Raw genomic sequence first — 21,626 nt, 5'->3', positions numbered from 1 at the left:
TCAACCTCAGTGGGAAGCGGTGGATGTGGAATTGCGGTTTCGGGCGCGGCGGTTGCGCGGCAGTTCGGGCGCCGGCTCGGCTTGTTCGGCGGCCGGCGTTGCAGGCTGGGCGGTGTTCTGGGCACGGACGAAGTCGCCGATGGTGGGATGGCTGAAGAACATGTCGACCAGCGTTACCGGCTGGGCGAGCCGCGGTTGCAGCCGGGTGTGGATGCGGATCATGTCTACCGAGGTGCCGCCGAGGTCGAAGAAATTGTCGTCGAGGGCGATCCGGTCGAGTTTCAGCACTTCCTGCCAGAGACTGCGGATTTCCTGGGCCAGCGGATCCTGTTCCAGCTGGCCGGCCGCCACCGTGCGCATGGCGCGGCGGGCGCGCGGCTCGGGCAGCGCCTTGCGATCCACCTTGCCGTTGGCTGACAGTGGCAGATGTTCGATGCGGACGAATTGGCGGGGCACCATGTAGTCGGCCAGCCGGCTGGCGAGATGGGCCCGCAGACCTTCCTCGAAAACGTTGTCGGTGATTACCGACGAACCCGGGGCGGCGGCCGGCTCTTCGCCGGGCATGCCGCCGACCAGCATGTGCAGGTAGAGGGCGTCATCGCCCAGGCCGAAGAAGTCGCCCGCCTTGTCGGCCCGGAAGCCGCCCAGCTGGACGGTGCCCAGGCCGGCGGCAGCGGCGCTGTCCTCCAGCAACTGGGTCATTGCGCCGGCTTCCAGCATGCACAGCACGGGCGCTGCGGCGGCGCCATAATGTGGCTCGATGGCCTGGCGTGAGCCGACCAGGAATAGGCAAAAAGCTGCGGCGTCGATCACTGGCCGATTGACGCGCGGGAACCACTCGGGCGACAGTGTGCGGGTAGCGTCGACCAGCTGCAGCGCGTTCTCGCCGGGATGGAAGTAATAGAGGCCGCCGGCCAGGCCCTTGACGCGGTCGGGCGCGACCTGGACGTAGAGCTGCACGGGATAGAAACCGCCGCCCGAGGCGTAGCGGTAGCGGGCGATGCCGTTGACGTCGGCGAGGCGCAGCGGCGCCAGCATGGCGGCCAGGGCTTGCTGGCTGACTTCGTCAGACAGGAAGTGGCGTACCGAGCGCCGGGCCGGGTTGCTGACCTCAGCGCCCGGCAGTTGCAGCAGCGGCGCCGCCAGCCGGCGGATGCCGTCGCGGTTGAGGCGGGCCTGCAGCTTGCGGTTTTCGGCATCGGCGTCGCTGTTGTCGCGCACGTAATAGCCGATCAGTTGCTTGGCCTGACCGGCGCCGCCGACGACTTGGGCAACGCCGGTCAGCACGCCCTTGCAGGCGGCCATGGCGGCCTCGATTTCACCGAGTTCGACGCGGTAGCCGTTGATCTTGACCTGGAAGTCGAGGCGGCCGAGGATTTCGAGATTGCCGTCGGGCAGCCAGCGACCGAGGTCACCGGTGCGGTACAGGCGCTCGCCGGTGTGCGGGCAGAAAACGAACTGGGCGGCGGTGCGCGCCTCGTCCTGCCAGTAGCCCATGGCAACGCCAATGCCTCCGATGCAAAGCTCGCCGGGCACGCCGACCGGACAGTGGTCGAGGCGGTCGTCGCGGACATGGAAAGTCTGGTTGAGCATCGGCCGGCCGTAGGGGATGGAGTGCCAGGCCGGGTTCACCTCGTCGATCGGGTGCAGGATGGACCAGATCGAGGCCTCGGTGGCGCCGCCCAGACTGAAGATCGCAGCTTGCGGGCAGGTGGCGCGGATCTGGCCGGGCAGCGTCAGCGGAATCCAGTCACCGCTCATCATTGCCAGGCGCAGCGTCGTGTCGCAGTCGCGGGCGACTTCGCGGCGGTAGCTGACGTAGAGGTCGAGCAGTGCCGGCACGGTGTTCCAGACCGTGACGCCGTGGGTGGCCATGCATTCGGCCCAGTGCGCCGGTTCGCGGGCCCGCTCGTAGTCGGGCAGGATCAGCGCGCCGCCGGCGCCGATGACACCGAAGATGTCCCACACCGACAGATCGAAATTCAGCGCCGAGAGGCCGAGCACGCGGTCGTTCTCGTCGATGGCGAAACGCTGGTTGCAGTCGATGCAGGTGTTGAGGGCGCCGCGATGGTCAATGGCGACGCCTTTCGGAGTGCCGGTGGAGCCGGAGGTGTAGATCACGTAGGCCAGGTCGCGCGGCCCGGCCAGCGTCGGCAGCGGACGTGGCGCCGGAGCTTCGATGGCGTCTAGCGAAAAGTGGCGAGCCGTCTCGGGCAGCGGCCGCTCGACCAGCGTCGCGGCGTTGGTAACTACCGCGGCAGCACCGGAGAGGCGGAGGATTTCGACGATGCGATCGAGCGGCAGGCTGGGTTCGATCGGCAGGTAGGCGTTGCCGGATTCCAGGATGCCGAGCACGGCGACCACCTGGCTTGCCGACTTCGGCAGCATGACGCCGATCAGCGAACTGCGTGGCAGGCCGGCGGCCAGAATGGCATGGGCCAGCGCGTTGGATTCGCGGTAGAGCTGGCCGAAGCTCAGCTGACGCCGGCCGTCGGCCACCGCCAGGCGGTCCGGTGTCATGTGGCAGCGGGCGAGCAGCGGCGCGTGCAGCAGGCCGGCCGGAATCGGTGCTGCGGTCTGGTTGACCGCCGCCATCATCGCCAGCTGGCTGTCGGGCAGGATGTTCAGGCGGGGACGTGCCCAGCTGTCCGGGTCATTGGCCAGCTTGTTCACCAGCTTGCCGAAGCCGGCGAACATGGCGTCGATGAAGCCGGGTTCGAACAGCTCGTCGACGCTATCCCAGTCGAGAACCAGATCGCCGCCATCCTCGACCGCCTGGCAGTCGAGCCAGACCTGTGGCGTCTGGGTGACGACATAGCCGGGCTTGCCCAGCCAGCTCATCGCGGCCGGTGCTTCGCCGGCCGCATCGTTGGACAGGGCGCCGGTGAACACCACTGGTACCGTCATTGCCTGCGTGCCGCGCCGATGTTCGGTGATTTCGCGCAGTACGCGGACACCGCTGACAGCGCGGTGATCCATGTCTTCCCACAGCTGGCTCTGGATGGCGTGGGCCATTTCGCCAAAGCTCCTGAAGTTGCGCAGGTCGATTTCGAGCAGTGTTACCGAGGTGAAGTCGCCGACCAGATGATTGACTTCGGGGTGGAAGGGCTGGCGGTTGAACAGTGTCAGGTTCAGCGTGAAATGCGGCGACTGCGACCAGCGGCCGACGGTCAGCGCATAGGCCGACAGCAGCAGCGCCGCCGGCGTGATGCGGTGGGCGCTGCCGGTACGGCGCAGGGCCTCCCACTGCAGGCGTGGCAGGCGCAGGCTGCGGTGGGCGAAATGCGGTTTTTTGATCGCTTCCGGGTTTTTGGCCAGCGGAAACTCCGGGCCGGGCGGCAGGCTGTCCAGCCGCTGGCGCCAGTAGGCCAGCGATTTCTGGAAGCTGTCGCTGGCTTCAAGCGCCTGCAGGCCGGCGACATAGTCGGCAAAGGAGAATTCGAGCGGCGCCAGCGGATGCTCGGGCTGCGCGTAGAGACGCTGCCATTCCGGACTGATCACGTTGTCGAAGCTGTGGGCGTCGAAAATCAGCACGTCGAGCGACAGGTGCAGGCGGATGCCGTTGTCGGGCAGCAGGCTGACCCGGATGTCGAACAGCGGCCATAATTCGGTGGGCAGCACCTGGTGCGAGAGCTGCTCGCGCAGGGCCGCCAGTTGGGCGGTGCGCTCGGCCTCGTCCAGCTGGCGCAGGTTGGTGGTGGCGAAGCGGTAGTAGGGGACATCGGCCAGGATGCGCTGCTGGCCATCCGCCTGGATCACGGCGCGCAGCATGTCGTGGCGGGCGATGAGCTGGTTGAAGGCGTCTTCCAGTCGCGGCAGGTCGATGTCGCGGGCCTCGATTTCAAGATAGCCGTGGGCGGCGATGTTGCCCATTTCGAAACCGGCCTGGCGGCCGACCCAGTAAGCCTGCTGGATGTCGGTCAGCGGAAAGGCATCGCGGCGGCGGGCCGGATCGGGCTCGATCTGCGGAATGCCCTGGCCGGCCGAGGCATTTTGCTGTTGGCGGCTGCGCAGGCGGGCGACCAGCGCGTCGCGCTGGGCCGGGCTGAGGTTACGAATTTGGGCGAGGGCAGTCATGGTGGACTTTTCGGGTGCTTAGTCGGCGGAAAAGGGACGGGCAGGCGGGGTGTCCTGGCTGATTTCATCGACCAGCGAGGCCAGGTCGCTGACTTCGGCAGCCAGCGTCGAAACCAGTCTCTCAGCCAGTTCGGCGACGCTCGGGCCACGCATCAGGTCGGCCAGGCGCAGTTCGACCTGCCAGGCACTGTTCAGATCGAAGAGCAGCCGGGTCGCCAGCAGCGAGTGGCCGCCCAGCGAGAAGAAGTCGTCGTCGATGCCGATGCTTTCCGGCGCCCGGCCGAGCACCTCGGCATAGCGCTGGCGCAGTTCGGCCTCGATTTCGCTGCGCGGCTCGCGCTGCCCGGCCGGGGTAGCGGATTTGCAGCAGCCGGCCATTTCGCGCAGAACCTTGCGGTCGATCTTGCCGTTCGGGGTGAGCGGCAGTTCGCTTAGTCGCTCAAAACTGGCCGGCATCATGTAGCGCGGCAGCCGGGAGGCCAGTTGCAGCCGAATATCGGCTTCCAGGCGTTCAGTGTCGCTGGCAGCCCGGTTCGCGGTGTAAAAGGCAGCCAGCTTCAGCGGTTCGCCGTGGGCGATCACGGCGCCGCCGGTGACGCTCTCGGTCTTGCGCAGAACGCTGTCGATGGCGCCCAGTTCGATGCGGTGGCCACGGATTTTCACCTGATCGTCGCGCCGGCCCATATATTCGACGGTGCCATCCTTGCGCAGCCGGCCGAGATCGCCGGTCCGGTACATGCGGGCGCCCGGCATCGGGGCGTGCGGATCGGGCAGGAAACGCTCGGCCGTCATGCCGGGGCGCTCCAGGTAGCCGCGCGCCAGGCCGTTGCCAGCCAGCCAGATTTCGCCCTGGGAACCGGGAGGCACCGGCAGCAGTTCGTCATCAAGCAGATAGAGCCGGGTGCCCGGTAGCGGCCGGCCGATGGTGACATCGACCTTCTCGCCCGGCGACATGCGCAGCCAGGTCGAATAAGTGGTGTCCTCGGTCGGGCCGTAGAGATTGCAGACGGCGAGACGCGGCCAGGTTTCGCGGATTTTGGCGACCAGCGGCTCAGGCAGCGCCTCGCCAGCCAGGTTGATGACGCGGACGTTGGGCGGCAGGGCCTGGGCGCGGGCCAGTTCAGCCATCGCCGAGGGCACGGTGTTGACCAGCGTGATGTCGGCGCCCGACTCGGACTGGGCCAGGGCCAGCACGTTGTCCACCAGGATGACGCGGCCGCCGTGGGTCAGCGGCAGAAAGAGTTCGAAGACCGAGAGGTCGAAGCAGACCGAGGTCGACGCCAGGACGCCGGCTCGCTCATCGTGCGGGAATTCCGCCGCCGCCCAGGCCAGGAAGCTGCAGACGGTGCGGTGCTCGATGGCGACGCCCTTGGGCACGCCGGTCGAGCCGGAGGTGAAGATCACATAAGCCAGCTGCTGCGGTGAGACAGCAACTTTCGGTGGCTGCGGCGAGGCAGCGGCGAGATCGCCCTCGGCATCGGCCAGGGCCAGCACGGCCTGTTGCGGGAAGCATGCGGCAGCGCCGGCCTCGGCGACCAGCAGCAGGCGGGCGCCGGAATGCTCGAGGATGGTGCGCTGGTGCTCTTCCGGGTAGGTCGGGTCGATCGGCACATAGGCGGCGCCGGCCTTCTGCACGGCGAGCAGCGCAACCGGCAGGTCGAGGCTGCGCGGCAGACAGACGGCGACACGGTCTTCGCGATGGATGCCATGGGCCAGTAGGACGTGGGCCAGGCGGTTGGCGCGACTGTCCAGTTCGCGGAAGGTCAATTGCTCGGTATCGCGGCGGATGGCGACGGCGTCCGGGGTGTGCGCCGCCTGGGCTTCGAACAGCTCGTGCAGGCAGCTCTCGAGCATGGGAACCGGCGGGTTGAGGCCCAACTGCTGCTGTTCGGCTTCGAGCAGGATGTCGACATTGGCCAGCGGCGCTTCCGGAGTGCTGCACAGCCGTTCGAGCAGGGCGGCGTAGCGGGCCAGCAGCTTGCGTGCCGTGGCGCCCTTGAAGAGTGCGCTGGCATAGGTGAGAACCAGTTCCAGGCCATCCTTGCCGATCAGCACGTCCAGCGTCAGCTCGTACTTGGTATGAGTGGCCGGCGGCACCAGGGTGCGCACTTCGACATTGGCAGCCTGCCACTGATCGTGGGCTTCGCAGTTGAAGAGTACCTGGACCAGTGCCGGGCGGGCCGGGTCGCGCTCGCCGCCGGCCATTTTGACCATTTCGGCGAAAGGCAGACCCTTGTGCTCGAGCGCAGCGGTGATTTCGCTGCGTACTTCGCGCAACAGTTCGAGGAAGTTCTGGCCGGGGAAGATCGGCGTACACAGGGGCAGGATGTTTACCGCGAAGCCGACATAGGATTCGCGGGCCGATTCCGGATGGACCGAGACCGGTACGCCAATCCCCAGCCGGCGGGTGCCGCACAGCCGGGAGAGCAGCACGCGCCAGACGGCGTTCAGCGTCATGAAGGGCGTCGCCCCGGCCTTGGCGCCGAGGGCGCGGACGGCCGCCAGTTGGTCGGCCGGCAGGATCAGACTGGTCCGTTCGGCTTCGAAGCGCTGGACGACCGGGCGTTTCTTGTCGATCGGCAACTCGGCGGCCGGCGGCAGTTCGGCCAGCCGGCGGCGCCACCAGATGGCGGCCACTTCGTCGATGGCGTCGAGCCGGGCGCAGGCGGTGGCGGCCGGCAACACCGGGCGCAGGGCCGGGGCGCTACCCGCCAGCCGTGCCGCGTAGCTGGCCCATACCTCGTCGAGCAGGCGGCCGTAGGAGAGACCGTCGACGATCAGGTGATGGGCGATGACGAACAGCCAGTGCTCGTCGTCGGCCAATTTCAACAGCCAGGCATCGAGCAGCGGACCCTGCAGGGGATCGAAGGCGCTACGCTGGCGCACGCTGATCCAGTCAAGGGCGCGCTGGCCGGCCTGCTCACCGAGCGTCGAGAAATCGACCGTTTCCAGCGCGCCCGGCCGTTCTGGTGCGACTTCGAAACTGCTGCAGTCGACCGCGACGTGGGCACGCAGTGTCGGATGGCGGCTCAGCACATGGGCCCAGGCGCTGGTTAGCGCATCCTTGTTCAACTGGCCGCGGATGCCGCAGAGCATGGCCTCGTTGTAGGCTGGTGCGATGTCGTCGCTGGTTTCAAGGTGCACCAGGATCTGCCGTTGCGCCGCCGACATCGGCAAGCGCAGCACGCGGGCCGGCTGGGCATGGAACACCGCCTGGCCACCGGAAACGACCAGCGGCTCGGCGCCCTGGAAACCGGCGGCATTGAGCGCGGCCTGCCAGGCGGCGGTAGTGAGTAGCGGGTGGTTGGGACGCAGGTCGTGGTCCTCGCGCTGCCACCAGCCATCGGTAATGCCGAAAATCAGGTCGAGCCAGGCGTGCGCTTCGGTGCATTCGTGGAGCAGGATGGCGCCGTCGTCGAGCAGCAACTGGTTGAGGTTGGCCAGCGTCTGGCCGAGATGCCGCGTGGCATGGACGACGTTGGAGGCGATCACCAGGTCGAAATGATGGGTCGGGATATTCTGCGACAGCGGACTGTGCTCAGCGTCAAACCGGAAATAGCGCAAACGGGGGTCGGCCAGTTCGCGCTCGGCACGAGCCAGGAAAGCGGGTGAAATATCGGTGAACCAGTACTCCAGCGGGCGCGCCCCGATCCGCTGCAACAGGCGGCGGGCGATGGCGCCGGTGCCGGCACCGACTTCGATGATCCTCAACGGCGTGTCAGCGGTGCCATGGGTGCTGATCGCATCGATCAGCCGGTCGATCGCCACGTCGGCACCCGGGGCGCTGGTGTAGAGGCGGGTCAGCCAGGCGAATGCTTCGGACTGGAAGAGAACTTCGACGGCGTCCCGTTTGCCGGTCAGCACAGCGGGGAGTTCTCCGGCGCAGCGTGTCATCAGGGCAGCGATTTCCTTGCCGGCAGCAGCGGGCAGGGCGGCCAGCCGGGCATCGAGACCGGCAGCCAGGGCGTCGAGCGGCGTCACCGCCTGCAGGTGGCCGTCCTGTTCGGTCAGTGCGCCGCTCAGGCTGAGCTGTTCGAGCATGCGGCCGAGCAGCGAAGCATGTTGTTTGGTCACGCCGAGAGCGGCCAGCAGCGAGTTGCCGCCGGGTGCGCTGCGCCCGCTCCAGCCCAGGCGGACCAGGGCACCGGCGAAGGCGGCGAGTGCCGCTTCATTGAGCGCCTGGATGGCGGCGGCGATGGCGTTGTTTGCCACGGCTGCCGGCAAGGTGGCCGGGGCGATTGCAGCGAGGGCGGACGTGGGCGGGCGGGCGCCGGGGAAGAAGCCGCCAGCGGCCAGCGCACAGGCAGCCTCAATGGCGGTCTGGACGATACATTCGACATCGGCCGCGCTGTGGGCAGTGGACAGGAAGCAGGTGTGACCTTCCCAGATATACACGCCGCGTAGCGTCATGTGATAGAAGAAAAGATTGGCTTCGATCGGCTGAAATTCGACGCTGAAATTGTTGAAGAAAACGAAGCGGAACAGCGAGCCGGCGTGATCGATGCGGATCGGGAAGTCGTGTTCGGCAAACCAGGCGTTCAAGCGCCCGGCCATGTCGCCGGTGGTGGCTTCCAGTCGGGCATAGAGGTTTTCGCCTTCGGCCTTGATGCGTTCCAGCGTGGCCGTCGTCGCCGCCATGGTCAGCGGATGGGCGCTGAAGGTGCCGGCGAAGAAGGTATGCGGCTGACGCGGGGCGGAGTCGTCGCCATAGCGCCAGGCGCCGCCATCGATGGCATCCATGAAACGGCTGCGGCCGGCGATGATGCCGATTGGCATGCCGCCGCCGGCCACCTTGCCGTAGGTGGCCAGGTCGGCGCGCACGCCATACCAGGCCTGGGCACCGCCGGCGGCGAGGCGGAAACCGGTGATGATTTCGTCGAACAGCAGCGCGCAGCCGGCGGTATCGGCGATTTCGCGCAGTTGCTGGAGGAAAGCTTGGGGCCGGAAGCCGGGGCGGCGGCTCTGCACCGGCTCGACGACGATGGCGGCGACTTCGCCGGCCATCTGGCGGACCTGGGCCAAGGCCTGCTCGCTACCCCATTCCAGTACCGTGGTTTCGCGGGCGACGCCTGCCGGCACGCCGGGGGCGCCGGGCGCCCCGTTGCCATCGGGGCCGGCCTTGACCAGCGTGCCGTCGGAATGACCGTGGTAGGCGCCGGTGAAGCGAACAACGCGGTTGCGGCCGGTGACGGCGCGGGCCAGCCGCAGCGCGGTCATTACCGCTTCGGTGCCGGAATTGGCGAAGGCAACTCGCTCGCAGCCGGTCAATTCGGCGACCAGCGCCGCGGCGCGGCCGGAGAGCGGCGATTTTGGGCCGACCTGGATGCCGCGCGTCAATTGGTCGCGCAGTGCATCGATGACCAGCGGCGGATTGTGGCCGAACAGCGAGGAACCGAAGGCCATGGTCAGGTCGATGTAGTCATGGCCGTCGATGTCGGTCAGATGGCTGCCCTGGGCGCTTTCCACCACCAGCGGGTAGATCAGTTCCTTGGTGGCGGCACGGAAGCCGAGCGAGCTGCGGTAGTCGGCAAAAACCTGGCGATGGGTTTCGGCATAGCGCCGCGAACCGCCGGTGCGAGCCACGTAGTCGCCGGCCAGCTGGTCGATGTGGGCCTGCTGGGCTGGGCTCAGCGAACCGGCCTGCTTGCCGGCCGGGGCTGGCGGCGCCAGGCGCGTGGTGGCGAGTGGCGCGGCGACCGGCAGCGGCAGGGGGCTGGCGGCAGCTTGAACGGCCGGCTGGGCCGGTGGAGCGGTGCCGGCCAGACTGGCGATCTGCAGGCTCATCACGTCGCGCAGGGTGTCGAGCTGCTTGGCGAGCAGGTGCTGCAATCCATCGCTGGCGCCGCTCGACGCGGTTGGCAGCGCGGCGTTCAGGCGGTCGACTTGCGAGGCGAGCGGAATACCGATGCGCTCCAGCTGGGCGACGGATTGCGCCGGTGCAACCGGCGCCTTGATGGTGGGCGACGCCGGGGCGGCGCCTAGCGCCAGCTCAATGGACAGGTTGCCATGCCGGGCCAGCCAGCCAGCCAGTGCGTCCAGCGTATTCAAGTCGCCAAACAGCTCGGCCATGCCAGGGGCGGCACCGTAGCGTTCGTCGGACAGGCGCAGCAGTTCGGTGAGAACCAGCGAGTCGGCGCCCAGTTCCAGCAGGCTGCGATCGGTGGCCAGTGTGGCAGCCGGCGTGCGCAGCAGCGTTGCCAGTTGCCGGCGCAGGTCTTCGGCGATCTGCGGCATGGCGTCAGCAGAGGTGGGGACAACGACCGCGGCACTGGCAGCCGGCAAAGCAGCTGGCAAACGCCCAGCTTCGATGCTGCCTGGCGCACTTCCCATCCGGGCCGCGAGCTTGGCGGGCGATTCCAGGCCTTCGAACAAACTGGCCAGCTCGACTTCGATGCCGAAAACTTGCTGCAGGCGGCCGAGCAGTTCGGTCATCACCAGCGAATCGGCCCCCAGTTCAAGGAAGCTGCGGGCCGGGTCAAGCGCTGCCGGCGTGGTATGCAGCAGATCGGCGAGGTTGTCGCGCAACCAGCTTAGCGCGTTGGCGGCTGGCGGGGCGATGGCGGCGTGGTGGTCGGCGGTCATGGTGGAACTCTCGGGCTGGGGCAGCCAGTGCGGGGTCAGGTCAAAGGGGTAGGGCGGCAGGGCAGCGGTGGCGTCGGTTTCGCGACCGACCAGGGCAGACCAGTCGACCGGCGCGCCGGCGCAATACAGTTGGCCGAGCAGGCGTAGTGCGTCACTCCATTCGTCGCTGCCCGGCGTACCGGCGCCCAGCGTGATGACGCGGATGCCCCGGGCCTGGCGGCGGATCAGCGAGGCCAGCGTCGGCTGGGCGGCGATTTCAACAAAAAGGTCGATGCCGTCGGCCAGCGCCGCATCGATGCAGTCGGCGAAGCGCACCGGCTGGCGCAGATGCTGCACCCAGTAGTCGGCATCCGGGCGTTCAAGCGTGCCGCCGGTGAGATTCGAGTAAAGGCGCCGCGTTGGTGGCTGCCAGTCGACGCGCTGGCAGAGGCTGCGGAATTCGTCGAGCACCGGCTCCATCAGCACCGAATGGAAAGCCGTCTCGACGGCCAGTGGCATTGCCGCCAGCCCGGCCTCGCTGGCACTCGTTAGGGCCGTGGCCAGCGCTTCGGCCCTGCCGCTTACCGTGATGACGCCAGATGCGTTGTAGGCAGCGACCTCGACGGCGCTGCCGGTGTTGGCCAGCCAGCGCTCGATGCTGGCCGGATCGCCGGCGATGGCCGCCATGGCACCACCCGGGCAGCGCTTCATCAGCTCGGCACGGGCGGCGACCAGCGCGCAGGCTTCAGCCAGCGACAGGCTGCCGGCAACGCAGGCGGCGACGTATTCGCCGAGGCTGTGTCCGATCAGCCCCTGGGCAGCAACGCCCCATGCCTTCAGCGCACAGGCGGCGGCGTAGCCGAAGGCGAAGAGCGCGGGCTGGGCGTGGCAGGTGCGACTCAGGCTGTGCTCGTCGAGCGCGGCCTCGCCGAGCAGCCAGCCGGCAACGTCGCAGCCGTTGGCCAGGAAGGCGCTGGCGGCGGCATCGAAGGCGTGCCGGAAAGCGCTGCTGTTGCGATAGAGCGCGGCCCCCATCGCCCGGCGCTGGGCACCCTGGCCGGCGAAGACCAGCGCGATGCGCGGAGTCTCGCTGGAGCGGGCGATGCCGGTCAGCAGGCCGGCCCGATTGGAAGCCGAATTCTGGCCGGTCGCGAGGGCATCGAGACTCTGACGAGCCTGCCCGGCCTCGCTGGCAATCAACACGGCGCGGTGGGCCAGCCGCGAACGCCCATTGCCGGCCAGGCGGCTGTAGCGGGTGAGGCTGGCGTGGTCGCCGAGGCGGGGCGCCAGTTGGGCGGCGAGCGCAGCCAGCGCGCTGGCGCTTTCGGCGGCCAGGGGCAGCGGCCAGGCATCGAGCTGTTCGGCGGAGGGCGCCAGCGGTTGCGGCGCGCGTTTGAGAACGACATGGACGTTGGTGCCGCCGAAACCCATCGAGGTTACGGCGGCTACCGTCAGCGGCTGGCCGTCGGCCGGGCGGTCGAGGGCCAGCGCCGCGGTCTCGGCCAGGCGCGGATTGGCTTGCGCGAAGCCGGCCAGCGGCACGATGCGGTCGTGCTGCAAACAGAGGACGGTCTTGATCAGGCCAGCCAGCCCGGCGGCGGCTTCGAGGTGGCCAATATTGGCCTTGATCGAACCGACCGTACAGGGTGAGGTGTTCGCCCGGCCGGTGCTGAGCACGCTAGCCAAGGCTTCCCATTCCATCGGATCGCCGAGCGCCGTGCCGGTACCGTGGGCTTCGACGTACTGGACCTCGGCCGGGGCGACGCCGGCCGCCTTCAGCGCGGCGTGGATCACATCGCGCTGGGCGCTGCCGTTGGGCGCGGTCAGCCCGAAGCTGCGGCCGTCCTGGTTGCAGGCGCTGCCGGCGATCAGGGCACGCAGTGGATTGCCGGCGCGGATGGCGAAGTCAGTGCGGCGCAGCACGACGACGGCGACACCTTCGCCACGGACATAGCCGTCCGCTGCGTTGTCGAAGCTGTGGCAGCGCCCGCTGGGAGAGAGCATCCCGGCGCGGCGCAGGGCACTTGACAGGCGGGTATCGAGAACCAGGTTGGCGGCACCGACGATGGCGGTATCGCATTCGCCGGCCTGCAGGCTCTGGCAGGCCAGGTGCAGCGCCAGCAGCGAGGAGGAGCAGGCACTATCGACGGCAACGCTGGGGCCGTGCAGGTCGAGGTAGTAGGAAATCCGGTTGGCGGCGATGCTGTTGGCGCCGCCGGTGGTCAGTTGGGCTGCCTCGCCGTCGAGCAGCGCCCACTGGCCATACTCCTGGCCGCTCAGGCCGATGAAGACGCCGGTGCGGCTGCCGGCCAGTTCCTCGCGCGGGATGCGGGCCGCTTCCAGCGCGTGCCAGACGCTGGCCAGCAGCAGGCGCTGGCGAGGGTCCATGCTTTCCGCTTCACGCGGTGAAATATGAAAGAAGGCGGCATCGAACTGCTCGATGCCGTCGAGCCAGCCAGCTTCGATGTCGAAGCCTTCGCGCTCGGGAATAAAGCCTTCGACCAACGCGCGGCGGGCCGCCGGCAGTGGGCCGATGCTTTGCCCGCCAGCGAGCAGTTGGCGCCATAGCGCGTCGACATCGGCAGCGCCGGGGAAGCGGCCGGCCAGGCCGACGATGGCAATTTCGGCACGCTCTGCCGGCGCCGCGGCGGACATTTCGACTGGCCCGGCCGGGGCTGACAGACGCTCGGCGACGAAGCGGGCCACCTGGGCCGGCGTTGCGTAATCGAAGAGCAGCGTGGTTGGCAGGTTGCCGAGCCTGAAATGGCGGCTGATTTCGCCGGAGAGCATGACTGCATCCTGCGAATCCAGGCCCCATTGCGCGAAGGCGCGCTCGGGCAGGATCTGGGCGAGATCGAGGCCGGTGATCTGGGCAATGCGCTGGCGCAGCCAGGTCAGCACTTGTCCTTCAATGTCGGTATTCGTTGCCGGCAAGGCAGCTTCACCGACAGGAGCTGGTTCGTCGGTAGCCACCTTGTTCAGCAGCGTATCGATATGGCTGGCCAGCAGCGGGCCGACCCAGCGCAGGCGCTCGTCCAGTTCTCCGTGGATGAAAGCATCGCGGGTGGCGCGGCGCTGGATTTTGCCACTGGTTGTCTTGGGTAGCGTGCCCTGGCGGACAATCGCGATGCCGGCCAGCTTGAGTTCGTGGTTTTCGGCAATCGCCTGGCGTACTGCACCCAGCACTTCGTCGCCATGCGTTTCAGCCTTGAAGCGGCGGTCGGCTTCAAGGACCAGGCAGAGCAGTTCCTCGCCTGCGGCCTCGATCGCGAAGGCGGCGGCACCGGCCGGCCGGATCAGCGGGTGGGCGTGGTCGGCCGACCATTCGATGTCCTGCGGATAGTGGTTGCGGCCGCGGATGATGATGACATCCTTGAGGCGGCCGGTGATGACCAGTTGGCCTTGATGCAGGAAACCGAGGTCGCCGGTGCGCATCCAGCGGCGGGCCTCGCCGTCGTCTGCTAGCACGCCGCCGAAGGTTTCCTCGCTTTGCTCCGGGTTCTGCCAGTAGCCTTGGCCGACCGCTGCGTTGCGCACCCAGATTTCGCCAATGCGCTGGGCCGGGCAGCGCAGCCGGGAGGATGGATCGACAATGGTCAGTTCGGTGTCGTCGATGGCCTGGCCGCTGGTCGCCAGCCAAAGTGCGCCCGCGGTGTCCGCTTCAAGGAGTTGCACGCGGTTGGTTTCCAGGGCGCGGGCATCGACCCAGAGACCGAGCGGTTCCGGACGGTCGCCCGCAGGGTGGCCAAAGTGGGCGCCGGTCACGATGCAACTGGCTTCGGCCAGGCCCCAGCAGGGATTGAAGACACTGCTACGGAAGCCGGCCGGGGCGAAGCGCTCGCCAAAGGCCCGCATGGTTTCCATGCGCACCGGTTCGGCGCCGTTCAGCGCCTGCTGCCAGTGGGAAAGATCCAGTTCAGCCAGTTGCTGCTCGGTGACGCTTTGGGTGACCAGGTCGTAGGCGAAATTGGGCCCCATGGTGTGGGTGATGCGGTAGCGGCTGATCGCCCGCACCCAGCGCGAGGGCTGCTGGACGAATGCAGCGTTGGGCATGATGTAGCCGGTGATGCCCAGTCGGATCGGTGTCAGCAGGCCGTAGATCAACCCGAGATCGTGGAAGGGCGGCAGCCAGTTGAGCAGGCTGGAGCCCGGCGCCTGGACGCAGCCGTGGGCGAAGTAGTCGGTATTGGCGAGCAGGTTGCCGTGGGTCAGCATGACGCCCTTGGGCAGCGCCGTTGAACCCGAGGTGTATTGCAGGAAGGCGATGTCGTCGCGGTCGATGGTCGGGCGCTGCCAGTCGCCGGCCCCGGCCTTGTCCACTTCCTCGCTGGCGATCCACTTCAGCGGGGCGAGGGCGGGCAGGGCGGCGAAGGATTCGGCGGCCTTGTCGGCCAGCATCCGGCTGGTCAGCACGGCGGTCGGCTCGGCCGAGGCAGCGATGGCCAGCAGCTTTTCCAGGGTCTGCTGCAGGCGCGATGGGCGCGGCGGCGGTAGCGGCACGGCGATGCGGCCGGCGTAGAGGCAGCCGAAATAGCCACAGATGAATTCGGTGCCCGGCAAGTAGAGCAGCATCACGCGGTCACCGGGCCGGGTGCTGGCCTGCAGCGCGGCGGCGATGGCGCGGGCACGGGCGTCGAGCTCGGCGAAAGTCATCCGTTCGGCGGCCTCTTCACCGTCGCGCAAATAGACGAACACCTCGAAATCGGGCTGGCTGGCGGCCTGACCGACCAGCAGTTCGACCAGGTTGTTTGCGTCCATCGCGTTGCTCGTTGCCCTCACTTGTTCACCCGTGTCTCGTTCGTTGGTCGGTTCAGAAGAAAATCTTGGCGCCGGTGAAAATGGCGTAATCCAGGTACTTGTGGTATTCGCCGCTGCCACTGCCGGTAAAGGCGTTGAGATTGGCCTGCAGGCGGATGCGGTCACCGGCATCGTGCGAAATCACCGCGGTGACTGTGGATTCGTGGCTGTCGATGCTGTAGCTCCACTGCATGACCAGGCTGGTCCGCTCGGCGATCTGCTGGTCGTTGTATTGCAGCAGCAGATAGTTGCGCCCGTAGGTCGAGGCGTGCGGCTGAACCACGGCACCCAAGGCCTGGGCCGAGCGGCCGATGGTCGCCGGGTCGTTGCCGGTGAAGCCGTCGGCATGGAACTGCGCGTAACGCGCCATGGCGCGCCGTTCCCCGGCGTCGTAACCCTCGCCGTTGCGGCGCAGTTCGGCATTGATGGTGACGCCGCCACTGAAGGTGTAGGCGCCGCCGAGCAGCAGGTCGACGTAGTTTCGCTCGGGCCGGGTCGTCAAGGCCCAGTCGCTGCCTTGCTGGCGGGCGATCAGCCGATCCGAGCTAGCGAACCAGGCGCCGTCGGCATAGAGCACTGCCGATTCGCCCAGCGTGTGCTGACCGTACAGTCCGCTCCGCCACTTGCCGTCGCGGTTGGCGGCCACGACGCCCAGCGAATAGTCGTAGCCGCGGTGTTCCAGCTGCAGCGCGGTGATGGCCTTGAAGTGGCGCAACACTTCACTGTCCCGGCCATCGTCCACATTGACCAGCAGGTTCAGCTGCGAGGTGTCGGAGAAGCGCCAGCGGCCGCCGACGAAGGCGCGGGACGGCAGTTCGGTGAAGGGATTGACCTGGTTGGTGTCGCGGAAAAACGGATTCGACGGTGAGGCGAACAGCGATGGGCCCCAGAGCAGCAATTCGCGGTTGTAGAACAGGTCGACCGCAGCGCCGCGATATTCCATTTGCCAGCTCTGCAGATAGAGTTCTTCATGCGTCGTGTTGGTGCTGGCGTCGTTGGTGCCGTAGTCGCGCCGCCCGGTGAGGCGCGGGCCGATGGCCAGAACGAAGGGGGCGGCATTGAGGCGCAGGTTGCCGCGCAGCACGGACTCGAAGCGCGTATTGGGCAGGCCGGCCAGATTGTTCCCGGGGTTGTAGGGCGAATTCTCGCGCACCCCCTGGACGGTGGCGAAATTCAGCCATTCGCCCGCGACCTGCAGTTCGGGCGCCGCCAGACAGGCGCCCGAGCAGAGCCAGAGAATTGCGAGACAGGAACGGGACATGGCCGGATCACGCGCTAGCGACGGGTGAGGTCGGCAAGATTGAAGATGGTCGACGGGATGTCATCGGTCCTGACCTCTGAATAGTCGAGGACTGTTTTCTTGTTGCTGGCCAGGGCGTCGGAAATCTCTATCTTGCTGATGAAGCGATGCCTGACGCCTTTTTGTTCGACCGAATTGCCGTATTCCATGGTGGCCGACTTCAGCAGGTCGCCACTTACCGAATGGAAATCGGCGCGTAGCCCGAGCAAGCTTTTCTTGTCGATGAAATATTTCACCTGGTCATAGGCGACGCCGCTGCCCTTGGCCCGCAGGTCGAGCACCCAGACTGGCTTGCCGTCCAGGATTTCCTCACCGGCCAGCGTCGCGTTGTAGTCGCGGGAATAGCGGGTGACGGCGATGTCACCATTCGAGGCCTCGCCCAGCATGCGCTGGCGGGGCGAGATCGGCACCGGCTTGATGACGTCCTGCGAGGCGAACCACATGTTGCGCCCCTGAATCAGCATCTTGTTGCCACGGACGCGTGGCGGCTCGGTGAACACGACCAGGCTGTTGTCCTGGTCCGACTGCACGTCCAGATGCAGCGTCGTGCCTGGCTTGCCGTTGTTGAACTCGGTGATGGTGCTTTTCAGCTTGACGCCGTTGAGGTTGCCGCCGCGCGCCTTGTCGCTGTCGGCCAGCAACTGGTCCGCGTTGCCGCCGGCCGGGCCGGCGTGGACGCCGGTTGCCAGCAGGGCAAGGGAGGCGGCGGTCGCCCAGGCCAGCACCCGGCGGCGTTGGGAAATCGGCTTAGACATGGCCCAGGGCCTCCGTGATGGCGCGGCGGCTGGCGCGGCGCGCCGGCAGGTAGGAGGCCAGCGCCGAGAGCACGACCAGCGTGAACAGCGAGCCGAACAGGTTCTCGCCGACCAGCTTGACGACCAGCGGGACGGCTTCGGTGGCGTCCGGCGGCGTGTAGGAGATGCCGGCGCTGTTGATCAGCCCCCCGAGCGCCAGCGTGATCGCCGCCCCGGCCAGGCAGCCGGCCATGACGACCAGCATGCCTTCGAGCACGAAGAGCAGATCAATGGAACCGATCTGCATGCCCAAGGCGCGCAAGGTGCCGACTTCGCGGGTGCGTTCGGCGATGGTCATGCTGATGGTGTTGAAAACGCTGGCGATGACGACAATGGCAACGACGATGCTGATGAACAGGTACATGGCGTCGAACAGTCCCTTGACCTGGCCGTAGTAGGAGGACAGTGTCTTCCAGTCCCTGACCTCGCAGGCGATGCCCAGATCAAGCATGGCTGCCTCGATGGCGGCGGCGCTTTCGACGATGGTGCTCGGATCCTTGAGCAGCACGACGACCCGTTCGGCACCTTCGAAGGCCATCAGGCGCTGGGCGCTGGCTAGCGTGGTCAGCACATATTTGTCGTCGGTGCCGATGTTGCCGGTGCTGGTCTGGGCCAGCAGCGTGACGCCGACGGCATTGACCAGACCGTCCAGCGTCGAGCCCATCAGCGTGGCGTTGTCACCGGTCTTGAGGCCGAGGTTTTCGGCCAGGCGCTTGCCGAGAATGGCCGCACCGGGCTGGCTCGCATCGAGCATGCCGGGCAGGTTGGCGTATTTTTCGCCGCGCAGCACGGTCATGTCCTCGGGACGGATTCCTTCGCCAATGTAGATGCGCGAACTGTTGCCGTTGCTGATCAGGCCGGACAGCGACAGGCGCGGGCTAACCAGCGCAACATTGCCGAGGCCGCCCAGCTTGCTGGCGATGGTGGCCAGTTCGTCCTTGCTGAAGGCATAGGCTTGCGGATCCTGCGCGCCGTTCTGGAAGAAACCTTTCCTGGCGATGGTCAGGTGGCCCAGGCGCTCGCCGACAATGGCCTGATCCTCCAGCGAGTCATAGACCGAGACGAAGTAGCCTTCGAACAGCGACAGCGCGACAAAGCCGATCACCACCGAGAGAAAGGTAACCAGGCTGCGCCGACGATTGCGCACGACATTGCGTGCGGCAATCTTGATGTGGGTAGAAAAGTCCATCACGCCACCTTCAGGTTGGTGTGCAGATGGTCGCTGGCGATGCGGCCATCCTTGAGTTCAATGAGGCGATTCGCATATTCGAGCAGACGCGGATCGTGGGTGGAAAACAGGAAGGTCACGTGTTTTTGTTCGTTCAGTCGGCGCAGCAGCTCGATGATCGACTCCGCCGTGACCGAGTCGAGGTTGGCAGTTGGTTCGTCGGCGAGTACCAGTTGGGGACTATTGACCAGGGCACGGGCGATGGCAACCCGCTGACGCTGCCCGCCACTCATCTTGTCGGGATGCTTGTGAGCCTGCTCGCTGAGACCGACATCGGCGAGTGCTGCCAAGGCGACCTGTTTTGCTTCCGCTGGAGACTTCTTGGCGATCTGCAGAGGCAGCATCACGTTCTCGAGCGCACTTAATACGGGGACAAGATTGAAGCTTTGGAAGACAAAGCCGATTTTTTCGTTGCGAAAACGCGCCGCGCTTGCTTTGTCCAGAGTTGCGCAGTCGCTGCCGGCAATGTGTACTGAGCCTGTGTCCGGTGTGTCGAGCAAGCCGATCAGGTTGAGCAAGGTGGATTTGCCGCTGCCCGATGGCCCCCATACACATGAAAACTCGCCCCGTCGTATCTGGAGGGAGACTTTCTGCAATGCTCTTACCTGAGCTTGATCGGTGCCGTAGGTTTTACAAGCATCAGTGAGTTCGACGATGCAGTCACTCAGTTCCATTTTGCAAATCCTCTTACTGTTTCTGGCTGGACATAAAGGAGGGCTGCACAAAAATTCAAGCAAACTCAGCCCGCTATTGCGTTCCCGTCTATTGGTGGCGCAGATTAGCAGGCGGTTGTTTCTGCAAATGTCGCTGTGCAATGGCTTTTTATGAGCCGAGCGGAGGGGGTTGGCGTATGGAACTGAAATAAACCGGCTGGATAAGCGGGCGAGTTTTTTCTGAAGAGCCGGTACTTGAACGATGAAGCAGCTGACGCCCGGAAACCCCTTGGCCATGCTACGATAATCCTTGGTGCTTCAAGGAAGCGGCGGTTTTTTTACTTCGAGCAGTCGTAGTTGAACTACGATTTGATGGACGTTCTCAAAGTGAATACCGATCACAGATAGCGGCGATTCGAGTTCATCTCCAGCGCCAGCAATAACACCCAATATATGACGGTAGGCAAGAATGCGAACGAATACAAAGCTTGGTTTTGTGCAAGTTTCTGGACTTCGGAAATGATCAAGTGGGAATAATCGAGGATACCGTCGCCGGGCTTGGCGACGAATTTTTCATGCGTGAGGCCATTTCGCTGGCCCGCGCAGCGGAGTGCCTTGGCGAAGTACCGGTCGGCGCGGTTGTTGTACTGAATGGCGAAATTGTCGGGCGGGGCTTCAATTCGCCGATCGGCGAGAGCGATCCGACGGCGCATGCGGAAATCGCCGCTTTGCGCGATGCGGCGAGGGTGTTGGGCAATTACCGCCTGCCGGGTTGCGAACTGTTTGTGACGCTGGAGCCCTGCGCCATGTGCGCCGGGGCGATCATGCATTCCCGGATCAGCCGTGTCATTTATGGGGCGCGTGACCCGAAGACGGGGGTGCATGGCAGTGTCGTCGATCTCTTTGGTGTTGAACGCCTGAACCATCACGCGACTGTGGAGGGCGGCGTGCTGGCCGATGAGTGCAGCACGCTCTTGTCGGGTTTCTTCGCCAGTCGTCGCAAGAAAACGCCATGAAACTTCAGGTGTCTGTTGCCAGGCAGTCTATGACTGTCGTCGATGAGGCTGGCGAAATCCTGCGCGAATACCCGGTATCGACAGCACTGGCTGGCGTCGGTGAGGTATCGGGCAGTTACCAGACACCCCGCGGTCGGCACATCATACGGGCCAAGATTGGTCGCGATCAGCCAGAAAATACGGTTTTTGTTCGTCGGCGGCCGACGGGCGAGCTATGGACTCCCGAATTGGGTGAGCAGTTTCCTGATAGAGACTGGATACTGACGCGTATCCTGTGGTTGTCAGGATGTGAGCCCAACTGCAATCGTCACGGCTGCGTTGATACCATGCGCCGCTACATCTATATCCACGGCAGTCCGGATACTGCGGAAATGGGTCTGCCTGGCTCGCATGGCTGCATTCGCATGCGGAATGCCGATATCGTCGAACTCTTCGACCTCGTTCCCTGTTATACGGAAGTCGAGATTACCGAGGATTGAAGCGGCTGGCCGAACGGCCCAAAGCTTTTTTCGTGGATGGTGAGGTCACCGTCGGTATCTTGCCAGGCAACTGTCGAGGCTCGGGTGCCGTAGCTTTCGGATTTGACGAATACAGCCGACAGCAGGCGTTCCCATTCGATCGGAACTCCAGTACTGGGCAGATTTTCGTCATCAACAATGCTCTGGTCGGCCAGCAAGTCGAAGAAGGCCGATTCATCGGGCAAACCGGGTAGCGCTTCGGCGAAGCGTTCGCGCGCTTGCAGCAGTTTTGGCCACGGGCTGTCCAGTAGATGGTTGGAGAGGCCATAGACGCCGGGCGCCAGGGCGCGCGGCTGGCCATCGCGATTGGAGCAGTAGACCAGCGACTCGCAATCACTCAACAGTAAATTGAATCCGGAATATTGAGCGTAATCGATCTGCGAGACGTATTCGCTGGCCGATAATCCAGACGTCAGGAAATTCCGGGTCAGGGCGCCGCGCGAGAGCAAGCCCTTGGCCATACCCGGTTCCCGAACATTGGTTACCGCTGCAAAGCGTCCCTTCTCGGTAACACCTAGCCAGGTACCACCAGCTTCGAGGTCGAGACCACCAATCACCTGTGGCGCGTCTGGCCAGCGGGCCAAAGCGGCGGTGGGGCGGGCGTAGAACTCGTCACGGTTGGCGGCGACGACCAGCGGGTAGTCCGGATGCACCCGCCAGCCGACGACGATCAAGCACATTA

General features: G+C 65.9%; 9 protein-coding genes. 2 read left to right on the top strand and 7 right to left on the bottom strand.

All coding sequences use genetic code 11. The annotated features are described in order from the left end of the window. Positions 1 to 6: 6 nt before the first annotated feature. Genes KI617_RS09705 through KI617_RS09680 form a run of 6 tightly spaced genes read right to left on the bottom strand, consistent with a single transcriptional unit; the run spans position 7 to position 19,707 of the window. Positions 7 to 4,077 (bottom strand): non-ribosomal peptide synthetase, encoded by a 4,071-nt coding sequence (locus KI617_RS09705; RefSeq protein WP_226451787.1) that lies wholly within the window; start codon positions 4,075 to 4,077, stop codon positions 7 to 9. Between the two features lie 18 nt (positions 4,078 to 4,095). Then, the gene (locus tag KI617_RS09700) at positions 4,096 to 15,396 is read right to left on the bottom strand and encodes a non-ribosomal peptide synthetase/type I polyketide synthase (protein WP_226451786.1); all 11,301 of its coding nucleotides are present in this window, start codon (positions 15,394 to 15,396) and stop codon (positions 4,096 to 4,098) included. Between the two features lie 52 nt (positions 15,397 to 15,448). Then, on the bottom strand, positions 15,449 to 16,696 hold the full coding sequence (locus KI617_RS09695) for a hypothetical protein (protein ID WP_226451785.1): 1,248 nt from the start codon (positions 16,694 to 16,696) through the stop codon (positions 15,449 to 15,451). A gap of 14 nt (positions 16,697 to 16,710) precedes the next feature. After that, the gene (locus KI617_RS09690; RefSeq protein WP_226451784.1) at positions 16,711 to 17,490 is read right to left on the bottom strand and encodes an outer membrane lipoprotein-sorting protein; all 780 of its coding nucleotides are present in this window, start codon (positions 17,488 to 17,490) and stop codon (positions 16,711 to 16,713) included. Continuing rightward, the gene (locus KI617_RS09685) at positions 17,483 to 18,718 is read right to left on the bottom strand and encodes an ABC transporter permease (protein WP_226451783.1); all 1,236 of its coding nucleotides are present in this window, start codon (positions 18,716 to 18,718) and stop codon (positions 17,483 to 17,485) included. The genes KI617_RS09690 and KI617_RS09685 overlap by 8 nt, the downstream gene beginning before the upstream one ends. Further along, positions 18,718 to 19,707, bottom strand: a complete 990-nt coding sequence (locus KI617_RS09680; RefSeq protein ID WP_226451782.1) for an ABC transporter ATP-binding protein — start codon at positions 19,705 to 19,707, stop codon at positions 18,718 to 18,720. The genes KI617_RS09685 and KI617_RS09680 overlap by 1 nt, the downstream gene beginning before the upstream one ends. 278 nt (positions 19,708 to 19,985) lie before the next feature. On the opposite strand from KI617_RS09680, the gene tadA reads away from it, so the two are divergent. Together tadA and KI617_RS09670 are read left to right on the top strand one after the other, a co-directional pair. Beyond that, complete coding sequence (gene tadA, locus KI617_RS09675) at positions 19,986 to 20,426, top strand: tRNA adenosine(34) deaminase TadA (protein ID WP_226451866.1); 441 nt, start codon at positions 19,986 to 19,988, stop codon at positions 20,424 to 20,426. After that, the gene (locus KI617_RS09670; RefSeq protein ID WP_226451781.1) at positions 20,423 to 20,905 is read left to right on the top strand and encodes a L,D-transpeptidase; all 483 of its coding nucleotides are present in this window, start codon (positions 20,423 to 20,425) and stop codon (positions 20,903 to 20,905) included. Before tadA ends, KI617_RS09670 begins: the two co-directional genes overlap by 4 nt. On the opposite strand, the gene KI617_RS09665 is transcribed toward KI617_RS09670, so the two are convergent. Continuing rightward, a complete protein-coding gene (locus KI617_RS09665; RefSeq protein ID WP_226451780.1) occupies positions 20,875 to 21,624 on the bottom strand; it encodes an NRDE family protein in 750 nt (249 codons plus the stop codon). The two genes, KI617_RS09670 and KI617_RS09665, sit on opposite strands and share 31 nt — an antisense overlap. Positions 21,625 to 21,626: the final 2 nt, after the last annotated feature.

Origin of the sequence: Ferribacterium limneticum (assembly GCF_020510625.1) — a bacterium.
GTDB lineage: Bacteria > Pseudomonadota > Gammaproteobacteria > Burkholderiales > Rhodocyclaceae > Azonexus > Azonexus limneticus_A.
The sequence above is the reverse complement of the archived record's forward strand: the minus strand, read 5'-3'. Positions and strand labels throughout refer to the sequence as shown.

Excerpts from the sequence above, each read along its gene's own strand:
- KI617_RS09705 (WP_226451787.1), bottom strand. The coding sequence starts at position 4,077 with ATGACTGCCCTCGCCCAAATTCGTAACCTCAGCCCGGCCCAGCGCGAC.
- KI617_RS09700 (WP_226451786.1), bottom strand. The coding sequence starts at position 15,396 with ATGGACGCAAACAACCTGGTCGAACTGCTGGTCGGTCAGGCCGCCAGC.
- KI617_RS09695 (WP_226451785.1), bottom strand. The coding sequence starts at position 16,696 with ATGTCCCGTTCCTGTCTCGCAATTCTCTGGCTCTGCTCGGGCGCCTGT.
- KI617_RS09690 (WP_226451784.1), bottom strand. The coding sequence starts at position 17,490 with ATGTCTAAGCCGATTTCCCAACGCCGCCGGGTGCTGGCCTGGGCGACC.
- KI617_RS09685 (WP_226451783.1), bottom strand. The coding sequence starts at position 18,718 with ATGGACTTTTCTACCCACATCAAGATTGCCGCACGCAATGTCGTGCGC.
- KI617_RS09680 (WP_226451782.1), bottom strand. The coding sequence starts at position 19,707 with ATGGCCAAGGGGTTTCCGGGCGTCAGCTGCTTCATCGTTCAAGTACCG.
- tadA (WP_226451866.1), top strand. The coding sequence starts at position 19,986 with ATGCGTGAGGCCATTTCGCTGGCCCGCGCAGCGGAGTGCCTTGGCGAA.
- KI617_RS09670 (WP_226451781.1), top strand. The coding sequence starts at position 20,423 with ATGAAACTTCAGGTGTCTGTTGCCAGGCAGTCTATGACTGTCGTCGAT.
- KI617_RS09665 (WP_226451780.1), bottom strand. The coding sequence starts at position 21,624 with ATGTGCTTGATCGTCGTCGGCTGGCGGGTGCATCCGGACTACCCGCTG.